The following is a 12,688-nucleotide window of genomic DNA, read 5'->3' as shown; positions in this document are numbered from 1 at the left end:
TTGTCCTCGTTGTTGATGTGGTTGTGGTTGTGCCGGTCCGTCAGGAGAGTTCCCGCCCGCTCGCGGCGGGCTTGCCGAGCACCGGGGCCGGGGCGGCTTGGAGATCACGACGGCTGGTTTCCTTGAGTGCCGCGATGCACGCCACCGAAAGGAGGCAGAACGCGGAGATCGTGGCGGAGATGAGCACGGTGTCCGAACTCCCGGTCACCTGCTGCACCTGGGCGAACAGCAAGGGGGCGAAGCCCGCGCCGAGACTCGCGAGCTGGTAGCCCAGCGACGCGCCGGTGTAGCGGTTCTCCGTGCTGAACAATTCGGCGTACAGCGCCGCGAGCGGCCCGTAGATCATGGGCTGGATCACGGCGTTGCCCAGCGTCAGCGCGAGCACCACGGCGCCGAAGCTGCTGCTCTGCACCAACGGGAAGAGCAGGAAGCTGTAGCCGGCCATCGCGAGCGCGCCGGCCACCACCACCGGCTTGCGCCCGACCCGGTCGGTCAGCGCCGACCAGCCGAGGATGCCGAAGATCGCGAACGCGGTGGAGATGGTGAGCGCGTTGAGCATGTCCTGGCGGGTGTGCCCGACGCGCACGCCGTAGGCGATCACGAAGATCGTCATCGTCGCCTGGGCCACGAAGGCGGCCAGGCCCACGCCGATGCCGAGCAGCAACGTGCGGGGGTGGCGGCGCAGGACTTCGACGACCGGGAACCGCCGGGTCCGGGCCTGGCGCTTCGCCACCTCGAACGCCGGTGTCTCCGTCACGCGCAGCCGCACGAAAAGCCCGACCGCGAGCAGCAGAAGGCTGACCAGGAACGGGATCCGCCAGCCCCAGGCCAGGAAGGCGTCCTCCCCCACGAGTGCGCTCGTGGCGCTGAGCACGACCGTGGAGAGCAGGATCCCGCTCGGCGCGCCGGCGTTGCCGAAGCTCGCCCACAGCCCCCGCCTGCTGGTGGCGTGCTCCGCGGACATGAGCACCGCGCCGCCCCACTCCCCGCCGACCGACACGCCCTGCACGAGCCGGAGCGCGACCAGCCCGATCGGGGCCCAGACGCCGATCTGCCGGTACGTCGGCAAAAGCCCGATCAGGAAGCTCGCGAGGCCCATCAGCGTCATGCTCAGCACGAGCATCCGCTTGCGGCCCAGGAGATCCCCGAAGTGCCCGAAGATCACTCCGCCCAGCGGCCGCGCGATATAACCCGTGGCGAGCGTGCCGAAGCTGGCGATCGTCGCCACCGCGGGGTCCAATGAGGAGAAGAAGACTTTCGAGAACACCACGGCCGACGCCGTCGCGTACAGCATGAAGTCGTAGAACTCGATGACACTGCCCAAGTACCCGGACACGACGGCGCGGCGCAGCTGTCCGCTCGGACTGCCCATGACTGCCATGGCGCCCGCGCCTTCAGCCCGCACGCCGGCAACGGGCGCCGACGCCTGCATCGCGGGGCCGCTCGGGCGCCCGGGTCATGAGTCCGGTGTTCGACTTTCGCATCGCTTCCTCCACTGGCCGGGGCGAGCCCCAGGGGTTCTGCGCGGGGGGACGGGTTCGATTAACTATCGATGTTCGTTAATGCGATCGCCGCCTGAGTATGCACGGCTGCCCTCGGGCGCGGAAGACCCTCGCGCGAAATTTCTGAACAGTGCTAGTTTTCCTGCCCCGACTGGTATCTTCGGCGCATGGACGAAGATCACGGGCAGTCGGCGGATACCTCGGCGCCCCCGCGCAGAGCCGGCCGGCCGGCGCGCATCAACCGCGAGCAGCTCGTGGACGCCGTGCTGTCACTGGTCGACGCGGAAGGTCTCGAAGCCGTGTCGATGCGGCGCCTGGCCGCGATCCTCGACGTGAAGTCGCCTTCGCTGTACAACCACGTGCGCACCAAGGAAGAACTGCTCGACCTGGCCGCGGATTCGGTGGTGGCCACAGTGGACGCCACCTCGTTCGACACCGAACACTGGCTCGTGGGCCTGGAACGGTGGGCCCGCAGCTACCACGAAGCCATTCTGGGCCACCCCAACATGGTGCCATGGCTGGCCCGCGGCGTTCAGCGCGGCGAGCAGTCACTGCGCAATGTGGACAAAGTCTACGGTGGACTCACGCGCGCGGGCTGGTCCCCGCGCTACGCGACCCTCATCGGCTCATCGACGCGCAGCATCGTGTACGGCTCGGCCATGGGCTCGTTCGCGGGCGGTTTTCCCGACGACCCGGGGGCGTATCCGTCCACTTTGGAACACATCGTGAACGCGCACGAGCTGCGGTCGCGGCGGGACAACCTCGACCGTGAAGCCTTCGAGCTGGCCCTTCGGTTCCTCTTGGACGGAGCGGAGCGGCTGCACGCAGAACTCGGGCAGAAGAAGCCCCGCACCCGGCGCCGTTGACCGAACAGGAGCCCGCCGACTCCCGCTCTTCTCCGGGTTTTCGACGAAACCACCTCCTCGGCCACCGCAAAGTAGTAGTAATCTGAAACCAGGTTAACCCAGGCCCGTTGCGAATAGCAACCAGAATTCAGGGGAGGTGCCCGTCGTGCGCGAGCAGGTGTGGACGAGCCCGCGGTGCCCGGTCGCCCGGACGATCGACGTACTGGGCGACAAGTGGTCGCTGCTGATCATCCGCGACGCGTTCGACGGGATCCGCCGCTTCGGGCACTTCCAGCGCAACCTCGGCGTCGCCAAGAACATCCTCACCGACCGGCTGCGCAACCTGGTCGACGCCGGCATCCTGAGCCTCGAACCCGCCTCCGACGGGAGCGCCTACCGCGAATACGCCTTGACAGCCAAGGGCCGCGACCTGTTCGACCTGGTGATCAGCCTCCGCCAGTGGGGACAGGACCACATGTACGAGCCCGGCGAGGACCACGTGCTGCTGGTGGACCGCGAAACCGACGCACCGGTCCCCCGCCTCACCTACGTGACACCGGACGGCGCCCCGATCCACGCGGACGACACCCGGGTGCGCAAGTCCGGCGAGTGAGCCGGGCAGTCGGCACGCGATTGGCCCGATGATCTTGAGCGCCAATGGCCCACGCCGGACCACCGTTCGTCACCTAGCGTCGAGAAGGTAGTCGCGAACAGTGCGCACCACCCGAGGCGCGCGCGAAAGTTCCGGCCCGACCCGAGGCAGAGGCCCACCATGAACAAGATCGTCACCGTCGTCTCGCTGCTCGCGCTCGCCAGTCTGGCCGCCTGCGCAACCCCTTCCGGGCCCGGCGAAACCCCGGCTTCCGGGGCGGGCCAAGAACAGGCGGCCGTCCGCCAGACCCAGGCGGGGTCGGTCACCCGCCTGATGACGCAGAGCCTGCCGGACCTGCCGGGAAAGGAAGGCATGATCGAGATCGTGGACTTCGCCCCGGGCGAGGCCTCGCAGGTGCACCGGCACAATTGCGACCTGTTCGTCTACGTCCTCGAAGGTAGCGTGGTGACGCAGGTGAAAGGCGGACCGCAGCGGACCGTGCCCACCGGCGGGAGCTTCTACGAGTCGCCGACCGACATCCACGTCGTGAGCCGCAACGCCAGCCAGACCGAGCCGGCCAAGCTCGCGGTCTTCTACGTGAAGGCCCAGGGAACCCCGCCGACCGAGATCCTCACCGACGCGGGCCGGTAGCCGAGACCCGGTCCCCACCGCGCGCGGATTTAGTTTTCATATGTATCAAATCTGCTAGACTGACCGCCATGAGCAAGGGTGCTGATCTCGACTTCTGGTCCTTCATCGAGCTGGCGAACAAGCGGCTGGCCGACGAGGTCGGTCCGAGTCACCGGTTGGCGACCGAGGTGCTGCTGACGCTGAACCGCACGGCGAACATCGTCACCTACGACCTCGAGGCGAGCGTGCACCGGCCGCGGGGGCGGTCGTGGTCGGCATTCCGGCTGCTGTTCGTCACGTGGCTGGCCGGACCGCTGGAGGCGAAGAAGGCGGCCGAGCTCACCGGTATGAGCCGCGCCGCCGTGTCGAACCTGGCGAAGACACTGGTCGCCGACGGACTGCTGCACCGGGCGCCGGCCGAGCACGACGGGCGGGCCGTGCTGCTGTCCCTGACCGACGAGGGCCGGGCCGAGATGCTCGCGGTCTTCCGCGAGCACAACGAACGCGAGCGCGAGTGGGTCGACGTGCTCACCGAGGCCGAGCAGCGCGTGCTCGTGATCCTGCTCGACAAGCTCATCACCCAGCGCGATTCGTTCGCCATCCGCGGCCGAAACTGACCGCGCCTCTTGCGTCGCGAGCCACTTAGTACATAGATTTACTAAGTGGCGGTGCTGCCGAAGGCGAGCGCACCGACCCCCAGCGACGCGCACGGAGGCGACACGATGGCGTACTACCGGAAAGTCGGCAGTCTCCCGCCGAAACGGCACACCCAGCACCGCACCCCCGAGGGCGGCCTCTACTTCGAAGAGCTGATGGGCGAAGAGGGGTTCTCCAGCGACTCTTCGCTGCTGTACCACCGCACGATCCCGTCGGCGATCGTCGACGCCGAGCCCTGGGCGCTGCCGGACCAGGCCACCGAGCCCAACCACCCGCTCAAACCGCGGCACTTGAAGCTCCATGACCTGTTCGCCGCCGACGCGGCGCAGCACCTCGACGTGGTCACCGGGCGCCGGCTGGTCCTCGCCAACACCGACGTACGGATCTCCTACGTGGTCGCGGCCGGCACTTCTCCCCTGTACCGCAACGGGATCGGCGACGAGTGCGTGTACGTCGAGTCCGGCCGCGGGGTCGTCGAGACGGTGTTCGGCGCGCTGCCGTTCCGCGAGGGCGACTACGTGCTGCTCCCCCGCGCCACCACCCACCGCTGGGTGCCCGAAGGCCCAGTCCGCGCGTACGTGATCGAGGCGAACTCGCACATCACCCCGGCCCGCCGGTACCTGTCGAAGTTCGGGCAGCTGCTCGAGCACGCGCCGTTCTGCGAACGCGACCTCCACGGCCCCGGCGAGCCGTTGCTGGTCGAGGAGAAGAACGTCGAGGTACTGGTGAAACACCGCGGCAACCCGGTGGCCGGCACCCGGTTCGTCTACCCCGAGCACCCGTTCGACGTCGTCGGCTGGGACGGGTGCCTGTACCCGTACACGTTCAACATCGCCGACTTCGAGCCGGTCACCGGCCGCGTGCACCAGCCGCCGCCCGCGCACCAGGTGTTCGAGGGCCACAACTTCGTGATCTGCAACTTCGTGCCGCGCAAGGTGGACTACCACCCGCTCGCGATCCCGGTGCCGTACTACCACGCCAATGTGGACTCCGACGAGGTGATGTTCTACTGCGGCGGCGACTACGGCGCCCGCAAGGGATCCGGCATCGGCCAGGGTTCGGTGTCGCTGCACCCCGGCGGCCATTCGCACGGTCCTCAGCCGGGCGCGTACGAACGCAGCATCGGTGCGGAGTTCTTCGACGAGCTGGCCGTGATGGTCGACACCTTCAACCCGCTGGAGCTCGGCGAAGGCGGCCGGGCCGTGGAGGACGAGGGCTACGCGTGGACCTGGGCCCGGAAGGAGCCGGCGTGACCGCGAACCCGCGCCTCACCCGCGGCCTGTTCGACGACGCGGCAGTGTTCCCGCCGGGCCTGATGCCGCTGCCCGAAGCCGTTTCCGCGCACGCCCGGCACCGGACCGCGCCCTACGCCGAGCTCGTCGGCCCGCTCGTGCTGGCGGCGTCCACGCTGGACGAACTGGAACCGTTGCTGCTGCAGGGAGAACTGCTCGACCTCTCGGTCACGTGTCCTCAAGGCGCCGCCCAGCTGCCCGCAGTGTTCGCCGCGGCGGACCGGTTGCCGGTGCGCCTGCGCGGTGTCGAGGTGGCCATGCCCCCACAGGCGTCCGTGGCCGAGTTCTTCGCTGCACTGGACACCGCATCGGACGCCGGGCCCGGTGAGGTGCCGGTGTTCGTCGAAGTACCCCGCGACAGCCGCGGCGCCGAGGTCGTCACCACGCTGGCGAACACCGGCTACCTCGCCAAGTTCCGCACCGGCGGGGTCACGGCCGAGCTCTACCCCGGTGTGGCCGAGCTGGCCGCGGCGATCGCCCTCGTGGTGGCCGCCGGGGTCGCGTTCAAGGCCACCGCCGGGCTGCACCACGCGATCCGCAACACCGACCCGGCCACGGGCTTCGACCAGCACGGCTTCCTCAACCTCCTCGCCGCCGTCGGCGCGGCGCTCGACGGGGCCGACGAGCGCGAGCTGGCCGCGGTGCTGGCCGATCGCGACGGGGCCGCGGTCGCCGCCCGCGCGTCGGCCCTCGACGCCGACGCGGTGCGCTCGCGGTTCCTGTCGTTCGGCACCTGCAGCGTCCTCGAGCCGCTGGCCGAGCTCGTCGACCTGGGCGTGGTCCCCGACCCCGACTCCGAAGGAACTCCCGCGTGACCGAGATCGCCATCCCCGCCGGCTCCCCGTTCGGCACCGACAACCTGCCCTACGGCGTGTTCTCCACGCCCGGCACCGAACCGCGGGTGGGTGTCCGCGTCGCCGATTCCGTGGTCGACCTCGCCGTGGTGCTGGGCGACGCCGTGTTCGCGCGCCCGACGCTCAACGCGTTCATGGCACAGGGCTACGACCGCTGGGTCGAAGTGCGGCGGCGGATCACCGAAGTCGTGACCGGTGTGCTGCCGGACGAGGCCGTGCACGCGGTCGGCGACGTGACGCTGCACCTGCCGGTGGACATCGCCGACTACGTGGACTTCTACGCCTCCGAGCACCACGCCACGAACCTCGGCCGGCTGTTCCGGCCGGACTCGGCGCCGCTGATGCCGAACTGGAAGCACCTCCCGGTCGGCTACCACGGCCGCGCCGGCAGCGTGGTCGTGTCGGGCACGGACATCGTCCGCCCGTGCGGCCAGCGCAAGGCCCCGGGTGATCCGGCGCCGGTGTTCGGCCCGTCGACGCGGCTGGACATCGAGGCCGAGCTCGGCTTCCTCGTCGGCACCGGCTCACCCCTCGGGTCCTCGCTCACGGCCGACGACTTCGGCCGGCACGTGTTCGGTGCGGTGGTGGTGAACGACTGGTCGGCCCGCGACATCCAGGCCTGGGAGTACGTGCCGCTCGGTCCGAACCTCGGGAAGAGCTTCGCCACGTCGATCTCGCCGTGGGTCGTGCCGCTGCTCGCGCTGGAAGGCGCGCGAGTGCCCACGCCGGAGCAGGATCCCGCGCCGCTGCCCTATCTCGCGGAGACCCGGCCGTGGGGGCTCGACGTCGACCTGGCCGTGGAGTGGAACGGCGAGGTCGTGACGCGCCCGCCGTACCGGTCGATGTACTGGTCGCCGGCGCAGATGCTCGCGCACCTCACGATCAACGGCGCCCCCGCCCGCACCGGCGACCTGTTCGCCTCCGGCACGGTGTCGGGCCCGGACAAGGACCAGCGGGGTGCGTTCATCGAGCTGACCTGGGGCGGCCGGGAGCCGGTCACGGTCGCCGGCGAACCGCGGACGTTCCTGCTGGACGGCGACGAGGTGGCGATCTCCGCCACCGCACCGGGTGCCGGCGGCGGCCGCATCGGCTTCGGTGAGGTCCGGGGCCGCATCCTGCCCGCCACGCAGGCGCACCGCTGAAGACACCGTGGCCCGCCCCGAACCACCGGAGCGGGCCACGGTGTTTCTGGGCGGGGGGGCATAACGCGAAGGCCTCCGGTTCCGGGGAGCGGCTCACTGAGCAGCTCTCCGAACCGGAGGCCTTCACTTGTCCGCCCGACCGGACGACCTAGGCGAGCTTTCCGTACTGTCCTTTGTGGAAGATCAGCGGCGCCTTCGCCGGGTCGGCGTCGAGCGCGTGCACCCGGCCGAGCACCACGAGGTGGTCGCCACCCTCGGACACCGTGCCGATCTCGCAGTCGATCCACGCGCACGCACCGGCCAGGCGCGGGGCGCCCAGCGTTCCGGGCGTGTGCTCGACGCCGGCGAACTTGTCCCCGCCCGACCGGGCGAACCCGGCGCAGAGTGCTTCCTGTTCCGCCGCGAGCACGTTCACGCAGAACCGGCCCGTCGCCTGGATCTTCGGCCAGCTCGTGGACCCCTTGCCCGGCAGGATGAGCACCAGCGGCGGGTCGAGCGACAGCGCGGAGAACGACTGGCAGCTGAACCCCACCGGCCCGTCGGCCGCCGCACCGGTGATCACGGTGACCCCGCTCGCGTAGTGCCCGAGCACGGCGCGGAACCGGTCCGGCGGAATCGGTTCCGCGGTAATCGGTTCCGGGCCAGTCGATTCCGGGAGAAGCGGATCGGCACGGTCCTCGGGCACGCGCTCGACGTGCGCCCGCAGGAACCGCCGGTCCGGGTCCGTCCACCCCTTGCGGGCGGCGTAGCTCAGCATCCCCTGCCACGCCGTGTGCAGATCGGCCTCCACCGTGGTGCTCACGAGGCGGTGGAGCACGGCGACGTCGAGCAGCACGTCACCGTCCTCCCGCACGTGGCCGAGCCCGGCGGCCTCGAGCCGTTCCGCGTCGGCGGCGCGGCCGGCGGTCGCGGATTCGACGTGCAGACGCGTGAGGTCGTGTCCGTCGCGGAGCCCGACGGCGTCCTCGGTGATCGTGACGATCACGTGCGGCCTCCCCGGTTCAGTTCTTCGCCGACTTTTCCTGCTCGTACTTCTCCGTCATGTGCGCCACGGCCTGCAGCTGGGCCTGTGCGTGTCCTTCCCGGACCTCGCGCGCCCGGGCCGCCGCGTCCAGCGTCGGCTGTGCCTGGCCCTGGAAGTGCGGGGCGACGTCACGCTGGAAGATCTCGTAGGAGTGCCGCGTCGCTTCCGGGGTGGCCCAGTCGTGGGCCATGAGCAGCATGCTGCCGAAGCCACCCGACTGGTCCACCAGCCGCTGCACCTGGGCCCGCGCCTGCTCGGCGGTGCCGATCACGCCGACGCCCGAGGTGTTGATGAAATCGATCATCTCCTTGATGTTCCCGCCCGACACCGCGAACTGCGGGAACGCGGCGACGTGGCTGAAGTACTCGAACCAGTGCTCGATCCCGTGCTCGACGTCGCGGTAGGCCTGCTCCTGCGTCTCCGCGAGGTGGAACGGCCCGACCAGCCGCCAGCCGGAGCGGTCGACGGTCTGGCCGAACGCCGCCGCGCGTTCCTCCATCACGCTCCAGTGCTGGGCCAGCGCGTTGAAGCCGTCGGCCGTGAGCGTGGCGCCGATGCTGAGCAGCCCCAGCCCGTGTTTGCCGGCGAGCCGCGCGCCCGTCGGGGAGGCGACGGCGGCCACCGCGATCTCGAAGTCCTCGGAGTAGGGCCGCAGCTGCAGCCGCGCGTCCACGAGCTCGTGGGTCGCCGTCTTCGCCGACACCGTCTCGCCCGCGAGCAGGCGCACGATGAGGTCGAGGTTCTCCTCGAGGATCTGGCGGGTCTGCGTCGGGGTGAGCCCGATCATCGACGAGTCGGTGGGCAGTGACCCCGGGCCGACGCCGAGCATCACGCGTCCGCGCGTGAGGTGGTCGAGCAGCACCATGCGGTCGGCCACCCACAGCGGGTTGTGGTAGGAGATCGACGTGACGCCGGTGCCCAGCTTGATGGTCCGGGTCCGCTCGGCCGCCGCGGCGATGAAGATCTCCGGCGACGCGATGATCTCCGATCCGGCGGAGTGGTGCTCGCCGATCCACGCCTCGTCGTAGCCGAGCCGGTCGAGGTGCTCCACCAGCTCCAGGTCACGCTGCAGCGCCAGCGCCGGGTTCTGGCCGGGTTTGTGCACGGGGGCAAGGAAAATGCCGAACTTCAGCCTGCTCACGGTTCTCCTCGGGCGGTGTCGGTGACCACGGCGGTGCCGCCGTGGACGTCGTGTCGCCATCGTCGACCGCCGGCGCGCCGCGGCGTAGTGCACCGAAGTGCCGTGCGGGTGTCCGCGTTCGTGCACTACCGGCCGCCCGGCGGGCTGGCGATCCTTTGCGGACGGACGGCTTCTCCGTGCTCGCAACCACTTTTATCGGAAGGGAACTCCCATGACACGATTCGCCGGCAAGGTCGCGTTGGTGACCGGCGGGGCCTCGGGTATCGGTTACGCGATCGGCGAGCAGCTCGTGGCGGAGGGGGCCTCGGTCGTCCTCTTCGACCTCAACGCGGAGAAACTCGAAGTGGCGGCGCGGAAACTCGGCTCCCGCGCGGCCGCCTGCGCCGGCGACGTCCGGGACGAGGCGGCGGTCGCCGCCGCGGTAGGCCTGGCCACCGAGCGCTTCGGCGGGCTCGACGCGGCGTTCGGCGCGGCCGGCTCGGTGACCCTGGGGTCGATCGTGGACATCGCCCCGCAGGACTGGCTTTCCACCGTCGACGTGATCCTCAAGGGCACCTTCCTCACCACCCGCCACGCCGCCCGCGCGATGCGCGTGTCCGGGCGCGGCGGCGCGATCGTGCACGTCTCCTCGCTCAACGCGCACGTGCCGGTGTACGGCGGCAGCGCGTATTCGGCGGCCAAGGCCGGGATCGAGAACTTCTCGAAGAGCGCGGCGCTGGAGCTGGCCGGCGACGGGATCCGCGTGAACACGGTGCTCCCCGGCCTCGTCACCACTCCGCTGACCGAACCGTTCCTGGCGATCGAGGAACTGGCGAAGGACTACACCGACCGGATCCCCGTGCACCGCCCGGCCACCCCCGAGGAGATCGCGGGGCCGTGCCTGTTCCTGGCCGGCGCCGAAGCCGCCTACGTGACCGGCACGAGCCTCGTCGTGGACGGCGGCTGGGAGATCAGCAACTATCCGAACACCCGGCCGTACGCCTGATTCCGACGCGGCTCACCGTCGAACGTGGATCGCGAGCTCGGTCCGCGACCGGCATCCGGTCGCGGACAGCACGCGGCTCACGTACTTCTTCACCGTGTCCTCCGACAACGCGAGGGTGGCACCGATCGCCGAGTTGGTGAGCCCCCGGGCCACCAGCTCGGCGACCTCCCGCTGCCGCGGCGACAACCGGTGCCCGACGGTGAGCGGCCGCACGGCCGGCTGGAGACCACGCGCGACCGCCGAGAGCTGGCGGCCGAGCAGGCGCAGCACCGTCATCTCCTTGGCCCCGATCGACCCGTCGTCGCCGAACACGCCGACCAGGGCGCGGCCGCCGGCCGTGGTGAGGCACATCGCGGCGGCGTTCGACACCCCGCGCCGCACCAGCCAGTGGTCCACGTAGTCGAGGGCCGGCTGCGGCAGCGCGCCGAGCTCGCCGGCCGACACCGCGAAGGTGCGTTCGAGAACCGCCCGCGCCTCGGGCAGGCGGAACACGTCGTACTCGCACCAGTCCGTGCGGTATTCGCGGAACAGCGCGACCGGGCGCCCGTTGAGCAGGGGCTCGGGATCCTGGAACAACGTGTTGTAGGTCGTGCCCGAGAAGAAGGTCGTGTGCCGGAATCCGAGCTCGGCGCCGAGCGCGTCGAGCAGCGCGGCTTTGAACCCGGTCAGCGTTTCCGCCGTGTCCACCCGTTCGAGCACCCGGAACACGCGCTCGTAGTCGCGGGCCGTCAACGACGACGTACCTTCGCGCATTCGCTCTCACCTCGTTGTGAACGCCCCCGCGTCAGCGCGTCAGCATACGGGACGGCCGGACCCCCGGCGGGGATCCGGCCGGCGGTGGTCATGGCCGGACGAGCACCTTGATGTCGGCGCCGGGATCGGCCGCGAGCCGCTCGAAACCGTGGGTGACCACGTCGGCGAGCGCGATCGACCGGGTCACCATCGACTCGAGGTCGTGCGCACCGCCGGCCGCGATCTCGACGGCCCGGGTGAACTCCGCGGGCGTGTACGCGAGGCTCCCGGTGATCGTCGCTTCACTGAAGAGCAACGCGTTGGGCTGCAGCGGAGTCGGGTTCTCCCACACCGCCACGTTCACCACGTGCCCGCGCGGCCGGACCGCCGCGAGCGCGGTGTCGAAGCTGGTCGGTGCGGCCGCGGTGTCGAAGGCCGCGTCGACGCCGTGGCCGCCGGTGAGCTCACGGACCCGGGCGACGACATCGTCGGCCTTCGGGTCGAGCACCGCGGTCGCGCCGAACCGGGCCGCCGCCTTCGCCCGCACGGGACTGGGCTCGGACACGATGATCTGGTCGGCACCCGCGGCCAGCGCCGCCACCACGACCATCAGCCCGATCGGACCGGCTCCCACCACGAGCGCGCTCTGGCCCGGAGTGAGCCCGGACCTTCCGACGGCGTGGATCCCGGTGGCCAGCGGTTCGAGCAGGGCGCCGGCCTCGTCGGAGATCTCGTCGGGCAGCGGGTTCGCCAGGTACGCGGGGAAGGCGTCGAACTCCGCGAACGCCCCTCCCCCGCCGCTGATCCCGTGGAAGCCCAGCGTCCGGCACAGCTGCGGGTGCCCGGCGGTGCACGACGGGCAGGTACCGCACCGCAGCACGGCGCTGGCCGCGACCCGTTGCCCCACGCGCAGGCCGGTGGCCCCGGAGCCGAGGGCCACGATCGTGCCCGAGAACTCGTGGCCCATCGTCACGGGCGCGCGGTCGCCGGTGAGCGGGTGCGGGGTGTCGAGGGGAATCGCGAGCGGGCCGCCCCGGTACTCGTGGATGTCCGAGCCGCAGATGCCGGTCGTCGCGATCCGCACGAGGATCTCGCCGTCGGCCGGGTCCGGCGTCGGCAGGTCCTCCACGCGGACGTCGGCACGGCCGTGGTACCTCAGGGCTTTCATCCACCGCTCCTCGTCGTCGGGAAGTCAGCCGACGGTAGGTCCGGCGGGGCCGGCGCGACAGTGCACGAAAGGTGACTCCCGGAAGTTCACCCTTCGTGGTCGCGGCGGCGACAACCGCGGCGCG

Annotated in this window: 13 protein-coding genes; 8 read left to right on the top strand and 5 right to left on the bottom strand. The window is 70.6% G+C overall.

Annotated features, from left to right (window positions below; all coding sequences use genetic code 11):
* Positions 1-40: 40 nt before the first annotated feature.
* On the bottom strand, positions 41-1,372 hold the full coding sequence (locus VSH64_RS10360) for an MFS transporter (protein ID WP_326835313.1): 1,332 nt from the start codon (positions 1,370-1,372) through the stop codon (positions 41-43).
* Between the two features lie 297 nt (positions 1,373-1,669).
* On the opposite strand from VSH64_RS10360, the gene VSH64_RS10355 reads away from it, so the two are divergent.
* From VSH64_RS10355 to fahA, 7 genes are all read left to right on the top strand, one after another.
* Positions 1,670-2,368 carry a TetR/AcrR family transcriptional regulator gene (locus VSH64_RS10355; RefSeq protein ID WP_326835312.1) on the top strand — a complete coding sequence of 233 codons (699 nt, stop codon included), beginning with the start codon at positions 1,670-1,672 and terminating at the stop codon, positions 2,366-2,368.
* A gap of 145 nt (positions 2,369-2,513) precedes the next feature.
* Positions 2,514-2,960 carry a winged helix-turn-helix transcriptional regulator gene (locus VSH64_RS10350; protein WP_326835311.1) on the top strand — a complete coding sequence of 149 codons (447 nt, stop codon included), beginning with the start codon at positions 2,514-2,516 and terminating at the stop codon, positions 2,958-2,960.
* A gap of 159 nt (positions 2,961-3,119) precedes the next feature.
* Positions 3,120-3,590, top strand: coding sequence for a cupin domain-containing protein (locus VSH64_RS10345; protein ID WP_326835310.1), 471 nt, complete (start codon positions 3,120-3,122; stop codon positions 3,588-3,590).
* A 68-nt stretch (positions 3,591-3,658) separates the two neighbouring features.
* On the top strand, positions 3,659-4,186 hold the full coding sequence (locus VSH64_RS10340) for a MarR family winged helix-turn-helix transcriptional regulator (protein ID WP_326835309.1): 528 nt from the start codon (positions 3,659-3,661) through the stop codon (positions 4,184-4,186).
* A gap of 105 nt (positions 4,187-4,291) precedes the next feature.
* Positions 4,292-5,479 carry a homogentisate 1,2-dioxygenase gene (locus VSH64_RS10335; RefSeq protein ID WP_326837930.1) on the top strand — a complete coding sequence of 396 codons (1,188 nt, stop codon included), beginning with the start codon at positions 4,292-4,294 and terminating at the stop codon, positions 5,477-5,479.
* Positions 5,476-6,333 carry a hypothetical protein gene (locus VSH64_RS10330; protein ID WP_326835308.1) on the top strand — a complete coding sequence of 286 codons (858 nt, stop codon included), beginning with the start codon at positions 5,476-5,478 and terminating at the stop codon, positions 6,331-6,333. Before VSH64_RS10335 ends, VSH64_RS10330 begins: the two co-directional genes overlap by 4 nt.
* Positions 6,330-7,514: a fumarylacetoacetase gene (fahA, locus tag VSH64_RS10325; protein WP_326835307.1), complete on the top strand. Its 1,185-nt coding sequence runs from the start codon at positions 6,330-6,332 to the stop codon at positions 7,512-7,514. The genes VSH64_RS10330 and fahA overlap by 4 nt, the downstream gene beginning before the upstream one ends.
* 148 nt (positions 7,515-7,662) lie before the next feature.
* Here fahA and VSH64_RS10320 read toward each other — a convergent pair whose 3' ends face one another.
* Positions 7,663-8,499, bottom strand: coding sequence for a flavin reductase family protein (locus VSH64_RS10320; RefSeq protein ID WP_326835306.1), 837 nt, complete (start codon positions 8,497-8,499; stop codon positions 7,663-7,665).
* Between the two features lie 16 nt (positions 8,500-8,515).
* Positions 8,516-9,679 (bottom strand): LLM class flavin-dependent oxidoreductase, encoded by a 1,164-nt coding sequence (locus tag VSH64_RS10315; protein ID WP_326835305.1) that lies wholly within the window; start codon positions 9,677-9,679, stop codon positions 8,516-8,518.
* 211 nt (positions 9,680-9,890) lie between these two features.
* Here VSH64_RS10315 and VSH64_RS10310 point away from each other — a divergent pair, with 211 nt between their 5' ends.
* Positions 9,891-10,664, top strand: coding sequence for an SDR family NAD(P)-dependent oxidoreductase (locus VSH64_RS10310; protein ID WP_326835304.1), 774 nt, complete (start codon positions 9,891-9,893; stop codon positions 10,662-10,664).
* A 12-nt stretch (positions 10,665-10,676) separates the two neighbouring features.
* On the opposite strand, the gene VSH64_RS10305 is transcribed toward VSH64_RS10310, so the two are convergent.
* Both VSH64_RS10305 and VSH64_RS10300 read right to left on the bottom strand, forming a co-directional pair.
* Positions 10,677-11,417 (bottom strand): response regulator transcription factor, encoded by a 741-nt coding sequence (locus VSH64_RS10305; protein ID WP_326835303.1) that lies wholly within the window; start codon positions 11,415-11,417, stop codon positions 10,677-10,679.
* Positions 11,418-11,505: 88 nt separating this feature from the next.
* Positions 11,506-12,564: a 2,3-butanediol dehydrogenase gene (locus VSH64_RS10300; protein ID WP_326835302.1), complete on the bottom strand. Its 1,059-nt coding sequence runs from the start codon at positions 12,562-12,564 to the stop codon at positions 11,506-11,508.
* Positions 12,565-12,688: the final 124 nt, after the last annotated feature.

The organism is Amycolatopsis rhabdoformis, from assembly GCF_035918295.1.
In the GTDB taxonomy this organism is placed as follows: Bacteria; Actinomycetota; Actinomycetes; order Mycobacteriales; family Pseudonocardiaceae; genus Amycolatopsis; species Amycolatopsis rhabdoformis.
This window is presented reverse-complemented; position numbering and strand designations above follow the sequence as displayed.

Bases quoted from the DNA above. Each gene is read 5' to 3' on its own strand.
- VSH64_RS10355 (WP_326835312.1), top strand. From the start codon at position 1,670: ATGGACGAAGATCACGGGCAGTCGGCGGATACCTCGGCGCCCCCGCGC.
- VSH64_RS10310 (WP_326835304.1), top strand. From the start codon at position 9,891: ATGACACGATTCGCCGGCAAGGTCGCGTTGGTGACCGGCGGGGCCTCG.
- VSH64_RS10340 (WP_326835309.1), top strand. From the start codon at position 3,659: ATGAGCAAGGGTGCTGATCTCGACTTCTGGTCCTTCATCGAGCTGGCG.
- VSH64_RS10305 (WP_326835303.1), bottom strand. From the start codon at position 11,417: ATGCGCGAAGGTACGTCGTCGTTGACGGCCCGCGACTACGAGCGCGTG.
- VSH64_RS10335 (WP_326837930.1), top strand. From the start codon at position 4,292: ATGGCGTACTACCGGAAAGTCGGCAGTCTCCCGCCGAAACGGCACACC.
- VSH64_RS10300 (WP_326835302.1), bottom strand. From the start codon at position 12,564: ATGAAAGCCCTGAGGTACCACGGCCGTGCCGACGTCCGCGTGGAGGAC.
- VSH64_RS10345 (WP_326835310.1), top strand. From the start codon at position 3,120: ATGAACAAGATCGTCACCGTCGTCTCGCTGCTCGCGCTCGCCAGTCTG.
- VSH64_RS10360 (WP_326835313.1), bottom strand. From the start codon at position 1,372: ATGGGCAGTCCGAGCGGACAGCTGCGCCGCGCCGTCGTGTCCGGGTAC.